Source organism: Rhizobium sp. BK377, assembly GCF_014193935.1.
Classification (GTDB): domain Bacteria; phylum Pseudomonadota; class Alphaproteobacteria; order Rhizobiales; family Rhizobiaceae; genus Rhizobium.
In genome coordinates, this window is sequence record NZ_JACIAC010000002.1 from 256,081 (window position 1) to 279,301 (window position 23,221).

The window sequence follows — 23,221 nt, forward strand, 5'->3', positions numbered from 1 at the left end:
AATTCCGGCAAAACCTGCCTGCCGCTCCTGCATTCCGCCTTGGATGGAAATGCCCTAGCTGTGCATGAAGTCCATGATATCGTCGACGAGAGCCGAATGGGCGGTCGTGAGGTTGCCGTCTCCGCTGTGCCCTCCGATGCCGGCCAATTGGAGCGCGTGCTGGTCGTAGAGAATATGATCGATCTGCTGGGCGTCCGCCGTCCCGCCGGCGGGAACGGCGATGTTGATCGGATGGAAATAGGCGAAATTGACGTCGACCATGCTGCCGGTCGACGATCCGATCCCGCCGCCGCCACCTGCATGATTGCCGGTGAAGATCGTGTCCGACGACAGGTTGAAGCCACCGCCATTGCCGCCGATGCCGGCGATCTGCACGGCACCCTGATCGAAAATGACATTGTTCGTCTGATGCGCCTCAGCCGAGCCGCCTGCGGCGCCGATCGCGATGTTGATCGGCGAGAATATGGCGATACTGACGTCGACCATGCTGCCGACGAAATATCCATTGCCGCCATGGCCGGCATAAAAGTCGCCGGTCAATGTCAGCGACGTTCCCGGGCTCAACGAGTCATGGCCCGCAACGTTGTGGTCTCCGCCCGAGCCGCCCATGCCGCCGATCTGGGTTGCGCCCTGCAGGAACAGGGCGTTGTTCGACTGGTCGGCGTGGGCCGTGGCACCCGGGCCTGCAGCCACGGCCGTATTGACGGGCACAAACAGCGCGGTTTCGGTGCTGACGAGCCCGCCGTAGAAGAGCCCCATGCCGCCGCTGCCGGCATGATTGCCACCCTCGCCGCTGCCGATGACAACATTGCCGCTGCCGCCATTCCCGCCGATCCCGGCCATTTCGGTCGGATGCTGATTGACGAGCGCATCATTGCCCTGGAAGGCGTCGGCAGACGAATGCGGTCCTGCAATAGCGGCATTGGACGGCATGAAGACGGCGAAAGCATTGGCGCTGATCACACCCTCGCTGATGCCGTCACCGCCGCTGCCGGCTGAACTATAAGATGGACCGGAAGCGACATCCAATGGAAGCCAGGTCGGCACCAATGCCAGATGCCCCGCGGCCACATTGGAGACGAGGTTTTGATCGGTGCCCGCCTTGGGCAATTCTTCCAATGAGGGACGAGCTTCCGTCATCACCGTCTCCATTCGCGGCCAACCGCACGGCCACCGGGCGTGCAGCGATATGCAGCCTGAATTGTTCCGGCATTGTGCATCCGAACGCGCAAAAAGCAGAGCCTGCAATTCGTCTACATACCCTCGGCTAGTTCTGTAGCCATTTGGCTGTCATGGCCGCAGCGCCCGTTGTGCGCGTTTGAAAGCACCAAATCCCTCTTTGGATAAAAGGCGCGGCGTGCCTTTTTCGCGGCGAGACACGAGCGTTTTCCGGCCCCGGACAGTATCTCCTTTGCCACGCGCAGCCGCCACTCCAGACACCGATCGAAAGCAACGCCCCGTCTCTCCAAGTATACGCCCAAAGGAACGTCGCCGAATATCCGGCTATCTCAGAGATTAAATCGTGCCACTATTCGCCGGCGGCTGTATTGGCTGGCGGCGGCAGATTGAATACCCACGCCGTAAAGGGGACGCCGTAGAAGAAATCCGGACGAAACCAAGTACCAAGGAGCGATATCAATGCCTATTCCTCAATTATCCGACACGATCTATCTCCATAACCCTGACGCAGGCGACGCCAATGCCGGCAACGGCGGCGATGGCATCAATAATGGCAATATCGACTACAACCCGATTGCCTATGTGAACCCCGTGCAAACGGTTTACGGGGCAGATACCCATCTGCACAACGGCGATCACGTCTGGCAGGGGGCAGATTGGGACGCCGGCGGCGGTGGAGCCGGTGGCTTCAGCCAGGCCCAGAACGGCTTCCTGGCATCGCTCACCAGCGGCGCCGGCGGCGCAGGCGGAGCGGCTCACTCCAACGGCGACCAAGGAAATACGAGCGGCGGCGACACGGCGACCGTGAATGCGGGCACGACCGCAACACAATATACGCAGCTGATGGCCGATCAGCATGCCACCATCCTGGCAGGCGTCGGCGGCAACGGCGGCAACGGGAACAACGCGCTCGGCGGCGACATCTCCTCAGCCGTGGTTCACACCAATCCCGAAACGACGACCGTGAACAATGCGCTCGATCATTTCATAAACGCCTTTGGTCATATCGACGTCAGCCATCTCGGCTCATGAATTCAACCCCTGAGGGTCGCCGGTTTCGGCTGGCGACCCTCCACTATTGCCGACCCTGCAAGCAGCCTCTTCTTGTCAGTATCGAATGCAGCGAGATCTGATAATGGCAACGATTTCGATAAAGCCATCGCGCCCGCAGACACATCTCGTTGTCGCGCTGCGAGCCTGTGCCGGGGCCTTCGGGTTGGTCTTCCTCTATAGCTGCGGCTACAATCTCTTTCTTCTGGCGCCTTCCGTCTATCTCCTGCAGATCTATGACAGGGTCCTGTCGAGCCGAAGCGCCGACACGCTGCTGATGCTGACGATGATCATCGCCGTCGCCGTGCTGGTCGGGTCCATGCTTGACATCGTTCGCAGGGCCGCTCTTTCGCGCATCGGCAGCTGGCTGGACCACAGGCTGCGGCCTATGGTGCTGACGGCATCTTTCGAATATGCCACGCTTGCCGATACCGGATCGGCCACGGAGTGCTACCGCGACCTGGCCTCATTGCGCCAGTTCCTCGATTCACCGGCGAGCTCCCTTTTCTTCGACGTTCCCTGGGCGCCGGTATTCCTGCTCCTGCTCTTTCTCGTTCATCCGCTGCTCGGGACCATCGGTCTCTTGAGCGCAGTTGCGCTTCTCTTGTTTGCCTTCCTGACGGAAGTGGCGACGAAAGAGCCGCTGACCCAGGCCAATTTTGCCCTTTCGAGCAGCTATCTGCGATTTGCGACCGCCCTCAAGAACATCGAGGTGATCAGGGCAATGGGCATGCAGGATGGCGCTGCACAGATCGTCTATCGCGATGCGGAAATGGCAAGAAAGGCACAGGACGTCGCGATGCATCGCACGGAGATCATTCTCGGTTTCTCCAAATCGATCCGCACGCTGGCGCAGATCCTCATGATGGGATCGGCGACATGGCTGGTGCTCGTCAACAGCGGCAGTCCCGGGATCATCTTCGTTTCGAGCCTGCTGCTCGGACGCGGGCTTGCGCCGATCGAGGGCGCAATCGGTGCATGGCGCTCCCTTACCTTTGCGCGCAGCGCCTTCAATCGCCTGAACAGAATGCTGATAACGGTCGCCTCGCAACATGACGGGCGAATGGTGCCGATGCCGGAACCCAATGGCCTCATTCTCGATAATGTCAGCTATATCGTCCCATTCGCCAACCGGCCGATATTGAGCGGCATCACATTGCGCCTGGCACCTGGCGATTGCGTCGCGCTCATCGGTCCGTCGGGATCGGGAAAATCGACACTCGGTCGCGTCATCGCCGGCGTCGTGCCGGCAACGAGCGGATGTGTTCTTCTCGGCGGGGTGGATATCTCGGCCTTGCGCCTTTGCGGGGGGACCCGCCATGTCGGATACCTGCCGCAGGATATCGAACTCTTCGGCGGGGCGATCAAGGATGTGATCGGTCGGCTGGACGGAGGAGATCCCGGCAAGGCGATCGACGCTGCCAAGCTGGTTGGATTGCACGAAGCGATCATGCGGCTGCCCCGCGGCTATGAGACCGATATCGGCGAAGGGGGAAACCTGCTCCTTCGCGCTCAGCGCCAGCAGCTTGGGCTGGCCCGCGCAGCCTACGGAAATCCATCTCTCATCGTTCTCGACGATCCGAATTCGAGCCTGGATTATGACGGCGAACGCATGCTGTTTAAGGCAATCGAGCGCATGAAAGCCAGGGGCATGACCGTCATCATCATAACGCACCGGATGGGGATCCTGCCGGTCACCAACAAGATTGCCATCATGCGCGACGGCATGCTGGCTGCCTTCGGCGACAGCGACCGAATTTACGACACCTATCTTCAACCGCCGTCTCGAACGGGAACATAGGGAAGGACGCTGCCGTGACCCTTGTTCAACTGGACGCAAAGCCGGCGAAATCGTCGAACTGGTCAAGGACGGTCCAGCGCTTCGCCCGGCGCTCGACGGCGAGAGCCGAACGGCAGACGGCTTATTTCCCGGTCATCGATCCGAAACAGCGCGGCCCTGCGCCCCCCTCGCCCATGCCGGGGCTCAGGAGCGTTGTTCGGACCGGCAACCTGCTGATCCTGGTCTTCATCGTGGGATTGGGGATTTGGTCGGCCATAGCGCCGCTGAAAAGCGCTGCGGTCGCATCGGGCGTTATCGAACCGGAAACCAGCCGCAAGACCATTCAGCATCTGGAAGGCGGGATTATCAGACGGATCCTCGTCAGAAACGGCGATACGGTCATGGGCGGGCAGATCGTGATAGAGCTCGACGATACCAAGTCCCGCGCCGAGCGCGACAGCATTCAGGGGCAGCTTTGGGACGCCGAGGGAAGCCGCGCCCGCCTGCTTGCGGAGCAGACGGGCAGCGACCACATTGCCTATCCCGGAGATCTCAGGGCGGCGATGGAGAGATATCCCTCGGTCGGCGCCATTCTGACCGGGCAACAGAAAATATTCGAAGCCCGCCGCCGGGTCATGCAGGCGGAAATCCAGATCGCCAACGAAAAGATCGCGCAGGTGCGGCAGGAAATTGCCGGACTGGGCGCGCAGAAGGCAGCACTCGCCGACAGAGCCGCAATCTCCAGCCAGGAACTGGATCAGGTTAGCGCCCTCAACGCCAAGGGACTGGAGAAGAAGAGCAGGCTTCTCAACCTCCAGCGGGAAAAGGCCGATCTCGACGGCCAGCAGGGTCAGGTAGAGGCGCAGATCTCCCGCGCCTACCAGGTGATCAGCGAGGCACAGGCCGATCTCGCAAAGCTCGAGAGCGACCGGTTGAGCGAAGTCGCCCAAGGCATGCGCGATACGGAAGGCCGGATCATGCAGCTGCGCGAGCGCCTGCGGGCGATCGACGACCAGGTTTCAAGGACCGATATCCGTGCTCCAGAAGACGGAACGATCATGAACCTGCGCGTCCACACGGCCGGCGGGGTGATCGGCGCGGGCGAACCGCTCGTCGATCTCCTGCCGCGCGCCGACCGCCTTATCGTCTCTGCCCATGTCAGGCCTGAGGACATGAACCTCGTCCGTGCCGGGCTCGAAGCACAGGTCCATCTCCTGCCATACAATCAGCGGCGCGTTCCGCTCCTCAAAGGTCGCGTCGAATATGTATCGGCCGACCGTCTCACCGATACGCAGACCGGCCAGCCCTATTTTGCCGCGACGATCCGTGTCACCGACGAGCGGCTGGCGAAAATGAGGGATGTCGAACTGGTCGCGGGCATGCCCGCGCAGATACTGATCGAAACGGGCCAAACCAGCGTGGCGCTTTATGCCGTCAGACCACTCCTCGACAGTTTCAACAGAGCATTTCGCGAGGACTGACCGTGTGATGGGCAAGAGAAAATTCGACGACGACCAGATTACGGGCATTCTCAGGGAACACCAGGCCGGCGTGACGGTGGCCGATGTCTGCCACAGGTACGGCATCAGCGAGCCGACCTTCTATCGGTGGCAATCCCTGCAGTCGGGAAATGTCGGTCTCTCTGCCAAAAAGGTGAGAGCGCTGGAGGAAGAGAACCAGAAGCTCAAGAAGCTGCTGGCCGAAGCCATGCTCTCTGCCGCAACGCTGAGCGAGATGCTGGCGAAGACCTCGAAAGGGTGAGGCTGACTTCCGGATGGAGGTGGCTTGGTGGCGGCCGAAGGGCTGCGGTCCTGACCTTGCACCCTTTGTGCAACTCGATGAAGCCCCACCCCCTCCCCACAGGTGGGAGGGGCTAACCTGCGGCACCGCCTCACCCCTTGTGAACGTCGAAGATTTGAAAAGCGGCTCAGCACGTTAAGCCCCTCCCCCTTGTGGGATCGTCGGCACCATTTTTTGCGCTCGTAAGCTAGCAGTCGAGCGCCTTACGGCTCTTGAAAAACCCAACTTGTTGGGTTATTTTGAAGCATGGTCACCGTTCTCCGCGAAGCAGGAATGCGATTTGTCATTTATACGGATGACCACGAACCGGCGCACACCCATGTCTATGGAGATGGGGAAGCCCGCATCAATATCCTTGATCTCACGGTGTTATCGAACCGGGGAATGAAGAAGCGGGATTTGGGCATCGCCCTTGCCATTGTCCAGGCGAACAGGCGCCTGTTCATCGAGAAATGGGAGAGCATCCATGGGTGAAGTTACCTTTGAAGATCGCCACTACCAAGACGCTACCCTGAAGGGGGAGGCGGAACGCGCCCGCGCGCCGATCCCGGCATCAGTCCGTTTCGATGAAGCATCCGGCCGCATTGTTGTGGATTTCACCAACGGCGCCGCGTTCATGGTGCCTGCCCGATCGATCCAGGGCCTGGAAAATGCCACCGTTGCGCAGTTGGCGGAAGTCGAGCTTCTCGGTGAGACCGGACTGCACTGGGAAAGCCTGGACGTCGATTTTACCATCGCCGGACTGATGAAAGGCCTCTTCGGGACCGCGAAGTTCATGGACGCGCAACGTCGAGGCGGCCAATCCCGATCAGCCGCAAAGGTCGAGGCAAGCCGTGCCAACGGTGCCAAGGGCGGACGCCCCCGGAAGAACGGCTAGGCGCTTGCAGATGGCTGGGCCAAACCCGCGAGCCCGAAGGATCGGCCGAACCAGCTCTTAGCCGGTCTAGCGGCTGATCCCGAAACTGTCGCATAACACCGTCACCGGCAAACCGCCTTCCAGGCCGCTAGAAAACGCATCCGCTCATCCATCGCACAGGTCTCTTTCCACGGCATCGGCAAAGCCCTCCTTTGCCGAGCACAAAACCTATCAATCATGTCGTCAGCCTATACTGTCCAGTATGTAGCCGGTTTGGACCCATCAAAGCCCCTCCCCAACCCCTCCCCACAAGCGGGAGGGGCTAACCTGCGGCACGCCTCACCCCTCATGAACGTCGAAGATTTGCAAAGCGGCTTCAGCACGTTAAGCCCCTCCCGCTTGTGGGGTTGGAAGTGTTTTTGTCTCCGCTTGCTGATTTTGCGTATCCGACCTCAGATGATAGAGGCAGCTGCAAACGCTTTCAGCAATCCCAGCCCCTCGGGCCAGTTCTCCAGGCCGCTCTGCCCGTTGATATGGCCGAAGGCGCCAACGACTTCGAGTCCGCTTGCCCATTGAGCCGCCCTCTCCCGGGCATAGGGGAGCGAGCCATAGGGATCGTCGGTGCTTGCCACGATCAGGGATGGAAAACGAAACCGTTCCTGCGACACGGCCGCAAAGCCCGCCGCCTGTGCGGGGAACGCCGCAGAGGTTGGATCGGGCACGGCCACCAGAAACGCGCCCCTGACCGGCGCCTCCGATAGTCTTTGCCAATGCGCGACCAGCAGGCATGCGAGACTGTGGGCGACCAGGATGGGCGCGGTTTTCGCAGATCGCACGGCCCGTTCCAGCGCCGCGGTCCAGTCGGAAAGATCAGGCTCGTCCCAGCTTGCCGGCGAGAAGCGCCGGATGGACGTGTCGGCCTCCTCCCAGCGCGTTTGCCAATGGGCGTTTCCGGAGTTGCCGATACCCGGCAGATGAATGAATTCGGTCACCGCTTCACCTCTTCGTCGCGTCCTGGCCATTCTGGCTGTTTACAGCCGCGGACGGAATTGGCATTCATCGGAAAAGAGAAGCGAAAACCGATGGATTCAAGGCAGATGGCAAAAGTTCCCGATAGTCGCGCAGCGCTTGATCCGACCGATATCGCCATGATCGAAATTCTTCAGGACGACGGACGGATCAGCGTCTCGGAACTCGGCAGAAAAGTCGGCCTCTCCCAGCCCGCAGCCTCGGAGCGGCTCAAGCGACTTGAGGAGCGCGGCATCGTCACAGGCTACAGGGCGGTCATCGACCCTGCCTCCCTCGGGTTTGGAATGATGGCGGTGATCCGTCTGCGCACGACGCATGAACACATTAAACCGTGTCTGAAGCAGTTTTCCGAGATGCCTGAAATCATCGAGGTTTTGAGGCTAACGGGCGAGGATTGTTTCCACCTTAAAGTCATCGTGCCGTCGCCGGCCGACCTCGAAAGCATCGTCGATTCGATTGCCCGCTACGGTCCCGTCACCACGGCGATCGTCTTACGCAGCGAACGCCCGAAACCCATCGGTCGCGATCTGATCGCGGAACGTTAGCGCCGATCGATGGCTTCGCGATATCCTGCGAGCCGGGAAACCCATGGCGGGCAAATGGCACCGCCCGCGCCGCATAAAAAAGGGCTTCATCGCTGAAGCCCATTTCGCTTGCATATGTCGGCTTGGACCGATCTTTGTTACGCCCCCTCTCCTTCCTCATCTCCGTGTTCCCGGCCCAGCCCGGGTTATCTCACGGAGATCCAGCACGCCCGCTCCCCTCAGGCGCAATGACCCCCTACGCAGTACAAGCGAGCCACGCATCGCGCCTAGGCGTGATGCCTGGATTCCTGTGATTTCCTTCGCGCCAGCACGCGGGCACAGGAATGAGGAAGGAAAGGGAATGCGCCCCTTGATGATGGCAAGAAGTCACCATCGCCGGGCCGCATTTCCAATGCTGCATTTGGAAAAAGGGCTTCGACCCTGAAGCCCTTCCCCGGTTCAGGATGCCGGATCAGCCGGGCTTGTGTCCGCCCTTGCCAGAGCCGCCGTTGCCGGAGCTGCCGCTGCCGGAACTGCCATTGCCGCCACCGTTGTCGGAGCCACCGTTATTGCCGCCGCTGCCCGAGCCGCCGTTGCCGCCACCGTTGTCGGAGCCGCCGCTGTTGCCGCTGCTGCCGGAACCGCCGTTGCCGCCGCCGTTGTCGGAGCCGCCGCTGTTGCCGCTGCTGCCGGAGCCGCCGTTGCCGCCACCGTTGTCCGAGCCGCCGCTATTGCCGCTGCTGCCGGAACCGCCGTTGCCGCCGCCATTGTCGGAGCCGCCGCCATTGCCGCCACTGCCCGATCCGCCGTTGCCGCCGCCGTTGTTGGAGCCACCGCTATTGCCGCTGCTGCCGGAACCGCCGTTGCCGCCGCCGTTGTCGGAGCCACCGCTATTGCCGCTGCTGCCGGAACCGCCGTTGCCGCCGCCGTTGTCGGAGCCACCGCTATTGCCGCCACTGCCCGATCCGCCGTTGCCGCCGCCGTTGTTGGAGCCGCCGCCATTGCCGCCGCTACCCGATCCGCCGTTGCCGCCGCCGTTGTTGGAGCCGCCGCTGTTCGAGCTGTTGCCGCCCTTGTTCGAGCCTTCCTTACCGCCCTTGCCCGGATGGTCGTTGCGCTGGCCCCAGCCCTGACCGCCGTTGTCGCCGTGGCCCTTATCGCCACCATCGCCATGGTGACCGTTGTCGCCGTGATGACCGTTATTGCCGTGGTGGCCGTTATTGCCGTGGTGGCCGTTGTCGCCGTGGTGACCATGATCGCCATGATGGCCGTGGCCATTGCCGCCATGATCGCCGCCGGGGCCGTCGCCATCACCAGGGCCAGAACCACCGGTGTTGCCCGATCCACCGGTGTTGCCGGAGCCGCCAGTGTTGCCAGAGCCGCCGGTGTCGCCCGAACCGCCAGTGTTGCCAGAGCCGCCGGTGTCGCCCGAACCGCCAGTGTTGCCAGAGCCGCCGGTATTGCCCGAACCGCCGCTATTGCCATCATTGCCGCCGGTGTTCTGACCGCCGGAAGAGCCCTGGTTCGACGCCTGTTTGCCAGAATCGGAGCGGTTAGAGCCGGATCGGTTGGAGCCGAAGCGGTTGCCGCTGCTGTCGTTGTTGACCGTGCGGCTGTCATTGTCGGTGCGGATGGATTTCGTCGGCAGGCACAGGCGGGCCTCGATCGTTCCAGGCGCGGCCTTGGCACAGTTGACGACTGCCGGCGCGGCCATCGCGAGGCTGCTGCTGGCCAGAAGGTAAGCAACGGCGACGCTATACTTCGCTGCTTTGCTGATCATCTTTTTTCTCCCTAGGTTAACAACCCGTTAACTGGGAGAATGTTTATATTAGCGAACTGTTAATTCCAAGAATAAACGATGGATTACGGCACAGCTTCTTAACCTATAGTTAATTATGCAAGTAATAAATTTTATTAAAAGTTTTACTGTAAACCATGTTACCTTCCCCGCGCATAATAGAGGGGTGATTCATGCTGCGGCTTTTCTGTGTTGCTTCCCTTGTGTTCTTTTCCTCGCAATTTCAAGCACTTGCCGGGCAGCCTCTGCCGGTCGGCAGGAGCATCGGCGCGCCGGTGGGCTTCGCCTCCGCCTGCGCCAGCTATCGCTGGCTTTGCCACGGGACGGCTGTTCCGGCCCGCACCCGCGGGCCGGCCGATGAGGCGGGCATGCCGCTTCTGCGCAGGGTCACCCGCGCCGTGAACCTCTCCGTCCGCTCGGTGGAGGACCGCTCCGCTGACGACTGGACCCTGCCCGTCGGCGGCCGGGGCGACTGCGAGGATTATGCCCTGCAGAAGATGAAGGACCTGATCGACGCCGGATTCCCGGCAAACCGCCTGGCGCTCTCGGTGGTAATCGGCCCGCATGACGAAAACCACGTCGTGCTGATCGCCCGCCTGGACGATGGCGATTACGTGCTCGACAATCTCAACAACGGGGTAAGACCCTGGCGAGCCACGCCCTATACGTTTCTGGCGACGCAGGATTTCCGCGCCCGCTCAACATGGCGCGTGACGCTGGCCGGACCGCGGGCGAATGAGTTTTCTTGATCGGCTGGGGGCGTAATTATTGACGCCGAGTGCTCGGGTATACAGGACGCAGACGTTTAATACCTGAGAACCGCGTCTCACGCCCCATGATTCCCGTCCGCCACCTTTGCGGATCGCGCCGCCACCCTAGTTCTCTCCCGGTCATCCCTTGGAAACCCGGTTCCAACAGGCGTTTCCAGATCGCAACCACAAGAGGAGGGTTTCCCCGTGGGCGTCTTCGACCGCATCAAGAACGCGATTTTCGGCAAAGCACAGGCAGCACCTGTTCAAGAGCCCGCATCCGCAGCCCCGCAGGCCTCCACTGCGCCCGCAGCATCCCCCGCGCCGGCGACGAAATCCGCGCCGGTGACCGAACCCGCAACCGGCGCGCCGCCGCCGGCCCAATCGAACCCCGCTCAGGCAAGCCCCACCCAGGTTAGCAGTGCCGATATCGAGCAGATCCTCAACGCGGCCGTCAAGAAATCCGGCCAGAAGCTCGACTGGCGCCATTCGATCGTCGACCTCATGAAAGCGCTCGGAATGGATGCCAGCATGGCCGAACGCAAGGAGCTGGCCGGCGAACTCGGTTACACCGGCGACACCAATGACAGCGCGAAGATGAACACCTTCCTCCACAAGGCGCTCATGAAGAAACTGTCGGAAAACGGCGGCAAGGTGCCGGCAGACCTCCTGGATTGAGTGACGGCTGAAAGCGGCTAGGTGAAACCGAACGCTTTGCGCGCCGTCAAACAGGCGTCGTCGCCGGGCAGGCATGCGCGGCAGACATCCGGCCTGATATCGTAGACCATGCACGCGACATGGGAGCCGACCGTGCCTGAGAGCGCACAGCAACGGTCTCCGTCCCAGCGCATGCCTGTCTGGTCTGCCGAAACGAAATGCGCCGGCAGTAGATCGAGGTCGGCGTCGCTCTCGGTCGAAAATCGCGGCCATTCGCTCGAATAGGAACAGCACGCGCCGCAGGCCTGACAGTCTAGGTCTGTTGATAGGGTCATGGGTGGCTCTTAGCACTGTAGCTGCCAAGGATGCAAAGCCGCACCTGAAACGCCGCGCGCAATCTTTGCCGCCAGCCTGCGGTAGGGGAAGGATTGCTGGCCTCCCCAGGTGGAGTTGCTTGAGGAAATCTTACCTTTGGTTGGAATCTTTCGGCTGGCGAGAACTTATTCTTTGTCTCGTGCGTTTGATGTCTCCTTGTCTCGGCAATAACCGGTCCTATTTTTTGAAACCCGGAGGAAGCATGGACGAAACTTTAAGAACGAAGGCGAGAACCGGCATCGCCGGCCTGGACGACATCCTTGCCGGCGGCTTCACACGCAATCACGTATTTCTCCTCGAAGGGTCTCCGGGGACGGGCAAGACGACGATCGCGCTGCAGTTTCTCGTGGAAGGTGCCGCCCTTGGCGAGCGCTGCCTCTACATCAGCCTTTCCGAAACCAGGGAGGAATTATACGAAAGCGCCAGGTCGCACGGCATGGAGATTGGCGAGGAGATCGAGATTTTCGAACTCGTGCCGCCCGAGAGCCTGCTCGATGCCGACCAGCAGCAGAGCCTGCTCTACTCCTCCGATCTCGAACTCGGCGAAACGACGAAGCTGATCTTCGAATCCTTCGAGCGCGTCAGGCCGCAGCGGGTCGTCATCGACAGCCTTTCGGAGATCAGGCTCCTGGCGCAAAGTTCGCTGCGCTATCGCCGGCAGATCCTCGCGCTCAAGCACTTCTTTTCCGGCTCCGATGCGACCGTTCTGCTGCTCGACGACATGACCTCGGACAATCTGGACAAGACCGTCCATAGCGTCGTGCACGGTGTCATCCATCTCGAGCAGCTGGCGCGCAATTACGGGCCTGAGCGCCGGAGGCTGCGGGTCCTCAAATATCGCGGCCAGGCCTTCCGCGGCGGCTATCACGATTTCATCATCAAGACCGGCGGTGTCGCCGTCTTCCCGCGCCTGCGCGCCATCGAGCACAAGACGAGCTTTGCGCGCACGGTACTGAAGAGCGGCATTGGGGAGTTCGACCAGCTTCTCGGCGGCGGCATCGAACGCGGGTCGAGCACGCTCTTGATCGGACCGGCGGGCACGGGCAAGACCCTGTTTGCGCTGCAGTTCGTCGATGCAGCCGTCAAGCGCGGCGAAAAGGCCGCGATATTCATCTTCGACGAGGAGCTGGGCCTGCTGTTTGCTCGTACGAAGCCGATGGGCCTCGATCTTCAGAAGATGAGCGACGACGGAATGATCCACATCGAACAGCTGGATGCCGCCGAACTGTCGCCCGGCGAATTTGCCCAGCGCGTCAGGGAGCGGGTGGCAGACTACGATGCCAAGACCGTCGTCCTCGACAGCGTCAACGGCTACCACGAAGCGATGCCGGAAGAAAACGCCCTCATCCTGCATATGCACGAGCTGCTGCAATATCTGAACCGGCAGGGCGCCAACACTTTCCTGACCGTTGCCCAGCACGGCCTCGTCGGCGATATGAAATCGCCCGTCGATGTGACCTATCTCGCCGATACTGTGATCCTGCTTCGATATTTCGAAGCCCAGGGCATGGTCCGCCGGGCCGTGTCCGTCATCAAGAAGCGGACGGGCAAACACGAGGAAACAATCCGCGAATACAAGATCACCGATGACGGCCTGACCCTCGGCCAGCCGCTCACCGGCTTCCAGGGCATCCTTCGGGGCGTTCCGACGCTCGTCAATGACAGTAAGCCGTTGCTGCTGCAAAACGAACGCGAGGATGGCGACCATTCCTAACCGTGATGCCATTGCCCTGATCCACGCGCCGCTCGGGCGCGATGCGCAGATCGCGGTCGCGCTTCTGGGGGAAGCCGGGATTCCGTCGAAGGCGGCATCCGACCTCACCTCATTCGTCGCCTGCCTCGGCGACGACACTGCGCTTGCCATCATCACCGAGGAGGCGTTGCGCGATGCCGACCTGCGGGCGCTCTCGGCATGGATCGAGGCGCAGCCGAGCTGGTCCGACCTGCCCTTCATCATCCTCACCCACCGCGGCGGCGGCCCGGAGCGTAATCCGGCCGCCGCAAGGCTGTCGGAGGTGCTCGGCAATGTCAGCTTCGTAGAACGCCCGTTCCATGCCACGACCTTCATCAGCGTCGTGCGCTCGGCCCTGCGCGGGCGCAGGCGCCAATATGAAGCCCGGCTGCGCATGGAGGCGCTGGACGAAGGCGAACGCCGCTTGCAGACGGCGCTTGCCGCCGGCCGTCTCGGCGCCTGGGAGCTCGATCTCGCCACCGATATGCTGACGGCCTCGGCCACCTGCAAGGCCATTTTCGGCCACGGCGCCGACGAGGATTTCACCTATCGCGACCTGGTAAAGGCGATCCACCCCGACGACCGCGCCCGGGTGCTGGCCACCTTGCAGAACAGCGTGGAGACGGGATCGGATTATTCCATCGAATACCGGACGGTCTGGAAGGACGGCACCGTCCACTGGGCCGAACTCCACGCCCAGCTTCACCGCGATCGCGCCGGCCGAGGGATAAGGCTCGTCGGCGTCTCGGCGGATATCACCGCCCGGCTGGAGGCCGAGGAGCATCAGCGGCGGCTCAACGAGATCCTGGAGGAACGGGTGGCCGAGCGCACCCGCGAACTCGAACAGGCCCATGCGACGATGATGGCGGAAGTCAGCCAGCGCGAGCGGGCCGAGGAACAGCTTCGCCAGGCCCAGAAGATGGAGGCGATCGGCCAGCTGACGGGCGGCGTGGCGCATGACTTCAACAACCTGCTGATGGCCGTGCTCGGCAATCTGGAACTGCTGCGCAAGCATGTCGGCGACAATGGCAAGGCGATCCGCCTCATCGAAGGCGCATTGCAGGGCGCCCGGCGCGGCGCATCGCTGACCCAGCGGCTGCTGGCATTCGCGCGCCGGCAGGACCTTCAGATCGGCCCCGTCGACATGACCGGCCTCGTCGCGGGAATGGCCGACCTTCTGCAACGCTCCGTCGGCTCCACCGTGACGATCGAAACCGTGATTCCCGAGGAGCTTCCGCCGGTTTCGGCCGATGTCAACCAGATCGAGCTGGCGCTTCTCAATCTCGCCGTCAACGCCCGCGACGCCATGCCCGCTGGCGGCACCATCCGCATAGAGCTGAAGCAGGCCCGCCAGCCTGTTGCCAGCGATGAACTCGCGGTCGGGGATTATGTCGTTCTCTCCGTCGCCGATCAGGGACACGGCATGGACAAGGAGACGCTGCAAAAGGCGATCGAGCCGTTCTTTTCGACCAAGGAACTCGGCAAGGGCACCGGGCTTGGCCTGTCGATGATCCACGGCCTGGCGCTGCAGCTGAACGGCGACCTGAAGCTTGCAAGCGAGCCTGGCAAGGGAACGACGGCGGAGCTGTGGATACCGGTTTCGACCGCGCCCGCTGCCGAGCCGGAGCCCGCCGAAGCTCCGGCGGAGAATGCCGGACCGGCATCCGGCCCGAAACGCATCCTGCTCGTCGACGACGACGTGCTGATCGCCATGAGTTCGGCCGATATGCTGGCGGATCTCGGGCATGAGGTGGTGGAAGCCCATTCCGGCAAGGAAGCGCTCGACTGCCTCGGCCACGACACAGCCTTCGACCTGATGATCACCGATTACTCGATGCCCGGAATGACCGGCGGCGAACTCGCCAGGGCCGCCCGCCAGATCGCCCCGCGCCTGCCCATCCTGATCGCCTCCGGCTATGCCGAACTGCCGCCGGGCCTCGACCTCGATGTCGCAAGGCTCGCAAAACCCTATACCCAGGATCAGCTGGCCCAGCAGATCGGCAAGCTGATGATATCGGGATAGCGCATCTTCCAGCCGAGGAAGGCCATGCCATGCATCCTTTTTCCGCCTCGAACGTTTGAACTGCGTCAGCGAAAGAGGAGACCGAAATGGCGAGCACGACAGGCAGGGACGCCATCGAAGGCATGGACGAGATCAGAGACGCGAGCGAGCCGATGCCAGCCCCCGACGAACGTAAAGAAACCTCCGAACAGGAAAAAGCCGATCAGCACGCGAAGGCTGAGGGTTTTGGGAGTGAGGCGGCCTATGAAGACTATCTGCATGCGGTCGCCGAGGATGCGCCGATCGAGGAGGTCGTCGTCGACATTGAGCGCGCCGCCGCGCGCGAGGAGCTGGAGCGGCAGATCGAGGATGTCCGCTACGAAATCGGCAACCTGCGCGCCCGGCTGCATAATATCCGCCATCAGGCGGGCAGCGTCGTGGAAGAAAACATTCGCTGGGCGGATGCGAGCGCCCATGCGCAGCTTGGGGACTATCCCTGGCTGAAGCTCTCGGGCGCCATGCTGCTGGCCTTCTTTACCGGCAAGGCCCTGCAGCGCCTGCCCTTCGGTTCGCTGATGACGGCGGCCGCACCGCTGCTGATTGCTGCTGCGCGGGAGAGAAGTAGGTAGCGGAAGGGCTGTTCCTGTTCTCTCCGGTCTGATGACGGGTCGGCGCCTCGCCCAAAAGCAGCGCTCTATGTCTTTATCAGCAACCTCACCGCCGCTCGCTCTCCGCCTCGTCGGCCGTGCGCGCGATGAACCGTTTGGAGACCAGCCAGCAGCCGAGCGCCCAGAGCGAGCCGGCGACCCAGCCGGCGAGCACGTCGGTCGGATAATGGACGCCGAGATAGATGCGGCTGAGACCGATGATGACGGCGAGGAAGATGCCAGCCCCCATGACGAAGATGCGCGTGGCGCGGTATTTCTGGGTGCGCGCCAGAAGCACGCCGAGCGTGAGATAGGTGACGGCGGACACCATCGCATGGCCGCTCGGGAAACTGTGATCGCCGACATCGACGAGATGCGGAACGATGTCAGGCCTTGCGCGGGCGACAAGAAGCTTGAGCCCCGTGCTCGCCAGCCAGCCGCTGAAGACCGAGAAGAACAGGAAGACGGCGATTACAATCCTGCGGTCGAGCAGCAGATAGACGGTCGCAAGCAGCGTCAGCAGCGCCAGCACGGTCACCCCTCCGAGGCTGGTGATATCGCCCACCGCATGAGCGAACCATTGCGGGCCGATCGGCTGGCCGAGATCGCCGGGCTGGCGCAGCCACAACAGGACCGCCTGGTCGAAATTCAGCGTCTCGCCCTCCAGCACCTCGCTCGTCAGCCGCTGCAGCAGGAAAAGCCCGCCGGCAAGGCAGGCGAAGGTGATGAGCGTCATCGGCTCATACTGGTTCAGCCAAGTCTTGATACGGTTCATTCTGCTCCTGTCGAATATTTGGTTTCCGGGAGAGCCTCGGCTCGCTGACTTCATCAACTGTGTGCAGCACTTAGGTTTTGCAAGGGGCTCCTCACCTCGGATCCCGCCCTGATATCGCGCACGCCGCGGCCGAGCCGCTGGCGCCGGTGCAGCCGCTCGGGCTGCTGATGCAGGGGAAATAGCTGCGTTGTGCAACTTGCAAAGCCCCTCCCAAACCCCTCCCCAACAAGCCCCGTCAAAGCCTGATCGCCGTCTCCTCTTTCGCCGTGCGGATGACGATCATGGTGAAATAGCGGGCAACGTTGTTTTCGTCGCGGAAAAGGCGTTCGCTGAGCGCGTCGAATTCCTCCATGTCGCGCAGGCGCAGCATCAGCACGACATCGGTCTCACCGGTGACGGAATAGGCCTGCGAGACCGCCTCTTCGGCAACGGCGATGTCGAGAAAACGGCGCATATGCACCTCCCCATGCAGCTTCAGCTCCACGGTCACCAGCGCCTTGATCCCACGTCCGGCCTTTGCCGGATTGAGGATCGCGACGATCCGGTCGATGACACCGGATTTGCGCAGCCGCTGCACGCGGCGCAGGCAGCTGGAGGGGGCCAGGCCCACCTCGTCGGCCAGATCGGCATTGGTGCGCGAAGCGTCGCGCTGCATCAGGTTCAGAAGCTTCCGGTCGATACGATCCATTATAGCAGCATAGCGGCAGGACACGTCTTTGCAATAAAATTGCAAACTGCTGCAATCTTTGACCGCAAATTCGAAGCGAACGGGTCTAGCAGATGGAGACATCGCAAAAGGGGTCTCAAATGCCGTTCCTGTCGTTCATCCGGCGCAACACCGCGCAAACACTTGGCATCTACTGGGTGCTTGTCCGCATCACTGTTCCGATCGCTATCATCACCGAGCTGCTGTCGAGAATAGGAGCAGTCAAGGCGGTCGCGCCGGCCTTTGCACCCATCATGCACCTGGTCGGGCTTCCGCCGGAGCTGGGGCTCGCCTGGCTGACGGGCATGCTGGTCGGCATCTGGGGCGCCGTTCCGTTCCTCTTCACCCTCGTTCCCGTCTCCTCGCTCAGCGTTGCCGACGTCACGGTATTCTCGGCGCTCATTCTCTTCGCCCACGGCCTGCCGATCGAGCAGAAGATCATCCAGAAGGCAGGTCCGGGCATGATCGCGACGACCACGCTGCGGATCGCCGGCGGCCTGCTCTACGCCTTCATGCTGCACCATCTTCTCTCGGCGACGGACTGGCTGTCGGCGCCGGTCGCTCCTGCCTGGCTGCCGATGAGCGCAACGCCCGACTGGGCTGGCTATTTCAGGGGTCTTGCCGAGACCATGGCCTGGATGCTCGTCATCCTGGTCACCCTCTCCTGGGGCCTCGAAATCCTGAAGGCGACCGGGCTCATGGAATTGATGATGAAGGCTCTTTCGCCGGTGCTGCGTCTTGCCGGCATCAACGGCGAAGCCGGACATCTGACCGCTATCGGCCTGTTTCTCGGCATTTCCTACGGCGCCGGCTTGCTGATCCGGGAGGCGCAATCGGGCGCGGTATCGCCGCGCCAGATCTTTCTGTCCTGCGTGTTCATGGGCTTCGCACACAGCGTGATCGAGGATACGATCGTGGTGATGTCGCTCGGCGCAAATCTGCACGGCGTTCTGACCGGACGCCTCGTCTTTGCGGTTGCGGCCTGCGCAGCGATTGCGGCCCTGCTCCGCCGCCTGCCCGACAGGGCATTCTTTGCCCAGATGTTTCGGCCGAGAACTATGGAGGCCGAACGGCGATGATCTTGCGGACGTCTGCCGCAACACTTCGCCGGCGCAATTTCACCGCCAAAGCGCATCATACGGCGCCCGCATCGGGCGCCGTATGAGCAACTAGACCAGCGGCCCGCGACCTACCGCAACCAGATCCTCCTCCTCGTCGCGCTGGCGCCCGCCGAGTGCGGCAGCCGCAGCGGCGATGAAGGCGCCGACGAGCAGCGAGAGCGAGCCGATCAAAGCCGAGGTCGCCGCAGCCTTGCGGGCCTTGTCGGCGGCAGCCTGCGCTGCGACCTTGGCGTCGTCGATCTGCTTCAGCACCGTGTCGACCCTGGTGCGGGCATCGGCTTCGGAAAGCCCGGTGCGGGCCGAAACGATGCCGGCAATATAGGCCTTGTCGCCGTCAGGCACCGAGCCGTTCACGCCCCCCTGCAAGAGGATGCGGGAAATCTCGGCTGCGGCCGCGCCATTATCCGCATTGGCACGGTCGGCGATGTTCTGCGGCCGCAGCAGTGCGTCGGTGAAATAGGCGGTGGGCATGCTTGGGCCAGTCGTATCCGTGTCCGAAGCCGAGGCTGCAGCAGCGCCTCCGGCCACACCGGCGGCCATGGCGGCTTGACCGGCGGCATTTGCCCCAGCGCCGGCAAGCGAGGTCAGCGACGACGCGAGGAAACCGGCGACGAAGACGGTGGCGAGCGCCCAGCTGAGGAAGCCATGCGCGGTATCGCGGAAGAAGACCTCATCCGTGTGGATTGCCGCCCATTTTGTCCTGAGCCGGCCGGTCAGATAGCCGCCGAACGCCGAGGACAGCCATTGCACGACGACCAGCCAGATCGCCGCGGTGACGCCGACGGTTGCCGCCGAACTGCTTTCGCCCGACCAGGGGGACACCATCGTCAGCCCCACGCCGGACCCCAGAAGCAGCAGGATGAGCGTGATGCCCGACGCCGCCACGGCGCCGCCGATGATCGGCCCCCAGGCGATGGCTGATTTCGACGATTCGACCGGCATCACATCCGTGCGTGCGCCGGGCGTAACCCGGTCTTCAGCAAGAGACATGGCAGCCTCCTATCGCATGAACAGAACGAGCAGGATGACGAGCGGCAACGGGATACCCAGAAGCCAGAGAAGAATACCGCGACCCATTTGAAAATCCTCCGTGAATTGAATGTGTTCGCGAGGATCGAACGCCGGCCGATGCTGTTTGTTCCGAGGCCGGATGCGCCGCAATGCATGGCGCTATTCTCAGGCCTCGATGGAACCGGCGAGTCCACCCCGCGTTGCGCTTTCAGAGAAAGGAGCCTTCCATGCCTCGTAAGACAAAACCGCTCGTCGAAGTCGCCGCCAAGACTGAGGACGGCCGCGTGCCGCTCGGCATCATGAACACCAAGCAGGCCCTCGACCTGCCGGAAGAACTGGATGTCGAGATCTCCCATCCGGACAAGGAAGCCGGCGCCACCGATCACTTCATCGACAGGGACGAACTGCGCAAAGTCAGACGCAGACGAGGATAACGAGAGCACGGAGACGGCACGGGCGTTACCTGCCGCCTGCCCCGCCACCGGCCGATATGCAGCTCCTGACGGAAATTCGGGATCCTGGCGAAGAAGGCGGGTTGAGGTTGTGCGGCGGCGGATTGCCGCAAAATGCATCGCCGCTCAATCAGCGGGTGATATCGGGCGGCCTTTGGGTCTATACCGGACTGCCCCCAATCGATCGCCCGAGTCCGCCCATGCCTCTTCCCTATCGCAATTCCAGGCTTCTTCGCCGCTCCCGTGTCATCTGGGGGTCCTTCTCGCTATGGCGGCCGCGGCTGGTGTTCTGGTGCGGAGCGCTGGCGATCGGCCTGGTCAGCGTGGGGTTTGCAAGGCTTGCCGATCTCGCGCAGAAAGCCTTCGCCGGCCTGACGGCGTCGGGCGAATGGTCGTTCCTGCTGCCGCTGATCGTCAGCCCGCTCGGCTTCATGGCCTCGGCCTGGCTTGCAGCCACGTTGTTTCCTAATTCGCAGGGCAGCGGCATTCCCCAGGCGATCGCCGCGCGCCATCTGCGCCATGAGGAAGATCGCACGCGGCTGCTTTCCCTGCGGATCGCTGCCGGCAAGATCGCGCTCACCGTTCTCGGCCTCTTCTGCGGCGCATCGATCGGCCGCGAAGGACCGACGGTACAGGTCGGCGCCTCCATCATGCTGGCGGTCGCGCGGCTTAGCGGCATGGCTCAGGCGCGTGGCCTGATCCTGGCGGGCTCTGCCGCCGGCATCGCCGCGGCCTTCAACACGCCGCTTGCCGGCATCGTCTTCGCCATCGAGGAAATGAGCCGCACCTATGAATCGCGCGCCAACGGCCTGGTGCTGACCGCCGTCATCCTGTCAGGCCTCGCCGCGCTTGGCCTTGCCGGCAGCTACAATTATTTCGGCGAGGCTTCCGTTTCGCCGGCGGGCCTGAGCGACTGGGGCCTGGTGCTCGTCTGCGGCATAGGCGGCGGCGCGCTCGGTGCTGCGTTCAGCGGCTCCGCCCTGCATTTCGGTCAGCGTATCCGCCGCTGGGCGCAGCCGCAGCCCCTCTCCCGCATGGTCGCGCTTGCCGGCATCTGCGGACTGGCGGTGGCCGCCATCGGCATCGCCTCTGGCGGCACGACCTTCGGCACCGGCTATAATCAGGCAAGAGGCGCGGTCGAGGGCCATGCGCTGCCGCTCTTCTTCTTCATCGAAAAGCTGGCGGCCGGTTTCCTGTCGATGCTGTCGGGCATTCCGGGCGGCATCTTCGCCCCATCGCTCGCCGTCGGCGCCGGTTTCGGCAGCACCGTCGGCTCCCTACTCGGCACCAGCATCGCGCTTGCCGCCATCCTCGGCATGACCGGCTATTTCTCCGGCGTCGTGCAGGCGCCGATGACCGCCTTCGTCATCATTCTGGAAATGACCGGCGACCACCAGGCCGTCATCCCCATCATGGCAGTCGCGATGCTCGGCTACATCACCTCCCGCATCCTCTCGCGCGAGCCGCTCTATCACGGCCTCTCCCGCGTCTTCATCGCCGCTGCGGTACGGGCACGGCGGGCGGTGGAGCGGGAAGAGGCCGCCGCCTAGCCGAAACGCGGCTCCACCCCCGCCCTGAACCAGACCGGGCTTCCGCGAGTTCTCCCCGCAACCAATCGGCTTTGTGGGGCCTCTGTGCCATCCACGAAAGAAACGGCAAGGCCCATCTCAGCCCATCCCATTCCGGCGCATCGAGCGGATCGGCGAGCGGGTCTTTCCTCTGCCTGCGGCTGTCCTTGTGAAGCGCGATTGCGAGCATGATCCAGTTGAGAAGCATCGTCCTGCCTCCATCTATGTCAGATGCAACTGACCTAAGGCGCGCTGACCGGCAAAAGTAGACGCGCGGAAGAAAGGGGGTCTTCATCGATGAAAGAGGCAAGCTGGGACGATCTGCAGCTCTTCTTCCATGTCGCGACATCGGGCGGCCTGACGGGGGCTGCGGCACGCACTGGCCTCAGCGCGCCGACCATCGGCCGGCGGATGCTGGCGCTGGAGCGGGCGACCGGGCGCACGCTCTTCAGGCGCGGTCCGACCGGCTATCTCCTGGCCAAGGATGGGGAGACGCTGCTCGAGCGCGTTCTGATCATGCAGGAGGCGGCTGAGACGATCGCCGACTGGCGCGGCGATGTCCTGACCCTGCCGATCGTCTCGACCGGCGCCGATGCCTGGATGTTATGGTTCATCGCCGGTCACCTGCCCGCCGTCTGGCGGCCTGAAGACAGGTTCCGCATGTGCTACAAGGCGCTCGATACCGGCCTCGACCTGACCTATCGCGAGGCGCATCTCGCCATCCTTCACGAACGGCCGGAGCGCGGTAATTTCGCAACCCGCCGCTCCGTCTCCGTCGCCCATGCAGCCTATCAGGCCAGCACCTTCAGCGCCGCCAATCACAACTGGATTTCGCTCGGAACGGAGATTGCGGTGACGCCTGCCGACAAATGGACCTTCGAGCAGCCGGACCACTGGATCACCAGCTGGACCAACACACCGCTGATGCTGCCCCATCTCATCCGCGGCGGCGCCGGCCGCGGCGTCCTGCCCTGCTTCGTGGGCGATGCCGAGCCCGGTCTCGTCCGCGCCGGCCCTGTCATCGACAGCCTCACCTACGACATCTGGATCACCGTGCACGAAGACGAACGCCAGCGGCCGGAAGTGCGCACGGTGATCGACAGGCTCAGCGCACTGTTTGCCGCGCATGCGGATCTGTTTGCCGGCAGATGCGAGCGCGCCTGAAGAGGCGTTACAGGGCCGCGGGTGCTGCTCCATGCCTCGGCCATTGCGGCAGCTGCACGACAGGGTGCGGAACAACCTCGCCTTCGCCCTCGTCGTCGCAGCTCGCCTGCAGTTTCATGGCGCTGCCTTCGATCTGGTCGAGCTGGATTTGCACCTCGTCGAACCGGCCGAGAAGGCGGTGAGTCAGTCTCTTGAATTTGCGTCTGGACATGATGGGCTCCTTTGATCCGGGAACGCCTGTCATCA

General features: G+C 62.8%; 24 protein-coding genes. 16 read left to right on the top strand and 8 right to left on the bottom strand.

Features of this window, described 5'->3' with window-relative positions; translation table 11 throughout:
• Positions 1 to 54 precede the first annotated feature (54 nt).
• The gene (locus FHT92_RS09900; protein ID WP_183824354.1) at positions 55 to 1,140 is read right to left on the bottom strand and encodes a hypothetical protein; all 1,086 of its coding nucleotides are present in this window, start codon (positions 1,138 to 1,140) and stop codon (positions 55 to 57) included.
• A gap of 498 nt (positions 1,141 to 1,638) precedes the next feature.
• Between FHT92_RS09900 and FHT92_RS09905 the strand changes: the two genes are divergently transcribed.
• The 6 genes from FHT92_RS09905 to FHT92_RS09930 all read left to right on the top strand — a co-directional run bounded on the left by FHT92_RS09905 (position 1,639) and on the right by FHT92_RS09930 (position 6,686).
• Positions 1,639 to 2,211, top strand: coding sequence for a PE-PGRS family protein (locus tag FHT92_RS09905; RefSeq protein ID WP_183739559.1), 573 nt, complete (start codon positions 1,639 to 1,641; stop codon positions 2,209 to 2,211).
• Positions 2,212 to 2,314: 103 nt separating this feature from the next.
• Positions 2,315 to 4,030, top strand: coding sequence for a type I secretion system permease/ATPase (locus tag FHT92_RS09910; protein ID WP_183824357.1), 1,716 nt, complete (start codon positions 2,315 to 2,317; stop codon positions 4,028 to 4,030).
• 14 nt (positions 4,031 to 4,044) lie between these two features.
• Entirely contained in the window at positions 4,045 to 5,490 is a 1,446-nt protein-coding gene (locus tag FHT92_RS09915) for an HlyD family type I secretion periplasmic adaptor subunit (protein ID WP_183739565.1), read from the top strand.
• 7 nt (positions 5,491 to 5,497) lie between these two features.
• Positions 5,498 to 5,770, top strand: coding sequence for a transposase (locus FHT92_RS09920; RefSeq protein WP_183739568.1), 273 nt, complete (start codon positions 5,498 to 5,500; stop codon positions 5,768 to 5,770).
• A 285-nt stretch (positions 5,771 to 6,055) separates the two neighbouring features.
• Entirely contained in the window at positions 6,056 to 6,283 is a 228-nt protein-coding gene (locus FHT92_RS09925; RefSeq protein ID WP_183739571.1) for a DUF4160 domain-containing protein, read from the top strand.
• Positions 6,276 to 6,686 carry a DUF2442 domain-containing protein gene (locus tag FHT92_RS09930; protein ID WP_183739574.1) on the top strand — a complete coding sequence of 137 codons (411 nt, stop codon included), beginning with the start codon at positions 6,276 to 6,278 and terminating at the stop codon, positions 6,684 to 6,686. Before FHT92_RS09925 ends, FHT92_RS09930 begins: the two co-directional genes overlap by 8 nt.
• A gap of 431 nt (positions 6,687 to 7,117) precedes the next feature.
• Here FHT92_RS09930 and FHT92_RS09935 read toward each other — a convergent pair whose 3' ends face one another.
• Complete coding sequence (locus tag FHT92_RS09935; protein WP_312858758.1) at positions 7,118 to 7,657, bottom strand: alpha/beta fold hydrolase; 540 nt, start codon at positions 7,655 to 7,657, stop codon at positions 7,118 to 7,120.
• 105 nt (positions 7,658 to 7,762) lie between these two features.
• Here FHT92_RS09935 and FHT92_RS09940 point away from each other — a divergent pair, with 105 nt between their 5' ends.
• The gene (locus tag FHT92_RS09940; RefSeq protein ID WP_183824363.1) at positions 7,763 to 8,239 is read left to right on the top strand and encodes an Lrp/AsnC family transcriptional regulator; all 477 of its coding nucleotides are present in this window, start codon (positions 7,763 to 7,765) and stop codon (positions 8,237 to 8,239) included.
• A gap of 451 nt (positions 8,240 to 8,690) precedes the next feature.
• Here the strand turns inward: FHT92_RS09940 and FHT92_RS09945 are convergent, their stop codons facing one another.
• Positions 8,691 to 9,998 (bottom strand): hypothetical protein, encoded by a 1,308-nt coding sequence (locus FHT92_RS09945; RefSeq protein ID WP_183824365.1) that lies wholly within the window; start codon positions 9,996 to 9,998, stop codon positions 8,691 to 8,693.
• Between the two features lie 191 nt (positions 9,999 to 10,189).
• Between FHT92_RS09945 and FHT92_RS09950 the strand changes: the two genes are divergently transcribed.
• Both FHT92_RS09950 and FHT92_RS09955 read left to right on the top strand, forming a co-directional pair.
• Entirely contained in the window at positions 10,190 to 10,765 is a 576-nt protein-coding gene (locus tag FHT92_RS09950; protein ID WP_183824368.1) for a transglutaminase-like cysteine peptidase, read from the top strand.
• 207 nt (positions 10,766 to 10,972) lie between these two features.
• On the top strand, positions 10,973 to 11,443 hold the full coding sequence (locus FHT92_RS09955) for a DUF3597 domain-containing protein (protein ID WP_183824371.1): 471 nt from the start codon (positions 10,973 to 10,975) through the stop codon (positions 11,441 to 11,443).
• Positions 11,444 to 11,460: 17 nt separating this feature from the next.
• On the opposite strand, the gene FHT92_RS09960 is transcribed toward FHT92_RS09955, so the two are convergent.
• Complete coding sequence (locus FHT92_RS09960) at positions 11,461 to 11,757, bottom strand: YkgJ family cysteine cluster protein (RefSeq protein WP_183739591.1); 297 nt, start codon at positions 11,755 to 11,757, stop codon at positions 11,461 to 11,463.
• Between the two features lie 242 nt (positions 11,758 to 11,999).
• Between FHT92_RS09960 and FHT92_RS09965 the strand changes: the two genes are divergently transcribed.
• From FHT92_RS09965 to FHT92_RS09975, 3 genes are all read left to right on the top strand, one after another.
• The gene (locus FHT92_RS09965) at positions 12,000 to 13,511 is read left to right on the top strand and encodes an ATPase domain-containing protein (RefSeq protein ID WP_183824373.1); all 1,512 of its coding nucleotides are present in this window, start codon (positions 12,000 to 12,002) and stop codon (positions 13,509 to 13,511) included.
• Positions 13,495 to 15,552, top strand: a complete 2,058-nt coding sequence (locus tag FHT92_RS09970; RefSeq protein WP_183824376.1) for a hybrid sensor histidine kinase/response regulator — start codon at positions 13,495 to 13,497, stop codon at positions 15,550 to 15,552. The genes FHT92_RS09965 and FHT92_RS09970 overlap by 17 nt, the downstream gene beginning before the upstream one ends.
• An 86-nt stretch (positions 15,553 to 15,638) precedes the next feature.
• Positions 15,639 to 16,160, top strand: a complete 522-nt coding sequence (locus FHT92_RS09975) for a hypothetical protein (protein ID WP_183824378.1) — start codon at positions 15,639 to 15,641, stop codon at positions 16,158 to 16,160.
• An 85-nt stretch (positions 16,161 to 16,245) separates the two neighbouring features.
• Here the strand turns inward: FHT92_RS09975 and FHT92_RS09980 are convergent, their stop codons facing one another.
• Both FHT92_RS09980 and FHT92_RS09985 read right to left on the bottom strand, forming a co-directional pair.
• Entirely contained in the window at positions 16,246 to 16,953 is a 708-nt protein-coding gene (locus FHT92_RS09980) for a phosphatase PAP2 family protein (RefSeq protein WP_183824381.1), read from the bottom strand.
• Between the two features lie 235 nt (positions 16,954 to 17,188).
• A complete protein-coding gene (locus tag FHT92_RS09985; RefSeq protein WP_183739606.1) occupies positions 17,189 to 17,641 on the bottom strand; it encodes an Lrp/AsnC family transcriptional regulator in 453 nt (150 codons plus the stop codon).
• Between the two features lie 119 nt (positions 17,642 to 17,760).
• On the opposite strand from FHT92_RS09985, the gene FHT92_RS09990 reads away from it, so the two are divergent.
• Entirely contained in the window at positions 17,761 to 18,738 is a 978-nt protein-coding gene (locus FHT92_RS09990) for a nucleoside recognition domain-containing protein (RefSeq protein ID WP_183824384.1), read from the top strand.
• A 90-nt stretch (positions 18,739 to 18,828) separates the two neighbouring features.
• On the opposite strand, the gene FHT92_RS09995 is transcribed toward FHT92_RS09990, so the two are convergent.
• Entirely contained in the window at positions 18,829 to 19,770 is a 942-nt protein-coding gene (locus tag FHT92_RS09995; protein ID WP_183824386.1) for a hypothetical protein, read from the bottom strand.
• A 248-nt stretch (positions 19,771 to 20,018) separates the two neighbouring features.
• On the opposite strand from FHT92_RS09995, the gene FHT92_RS10000 reads away from it, so the two are divergent.
• From FHT92_RS10000 to FHT92_RS10010, 3 genes are all read left to right on the top strand, one after another.
• Positions 20,019 to 20,225: a hypothetical protein gene (locus tag FHT92_RS10000; RefSeq protein ID WP_183739613.1), complete on the top strand. Its 207-nt coding sequence runs from the start codon at positions 20,019 to 20,021 to the stop codon at positions 20,223 to 20,225.
• 218 nt (positions 20,226 to 20,443) lie between these two features.
• Positions 20,444 to 21,793 (top strand): chloride channel protein, encoded by a 1,350-nt coding sequence (locus FHT92_RS10005; RefSeq protein WP_183739616.1) that lies wholly within the window; start codon positions 20,444 to 20,446, stop codon positions 21,791 to 21,793.
• 315 nt (positions 21,794 to 22,108) lie between these two features.
• Positions 22,109 to 22,975: a LysR family transcriptional regulator gene (locus FHT92_RS10010; protein WP_183824387.1), complete on the top strand. Its 867-nt coding sequence runs from the start codon at positions 22,109 to 22,111 to the stop codon at positions 22,973 to 22,975.
• A gap of 7 nt (positions 22,976 to 22,982) precedes the next feature.
• Here FHT92_RS10010 and FHT92_RS10015 read toward each other — a convergent pair whose 3' ends face one another.
• Entirely contained in the window at positions 22,983 to 23,186 is a 204-nt protein-coding gene (locus FHT92_RS10015) for a hypothetical protein (RefSeq protein WP_183824390.1), read from the bottom strand.
• Positions 23,187 to 23,221 lie beyond the last annotated feature (35 nt).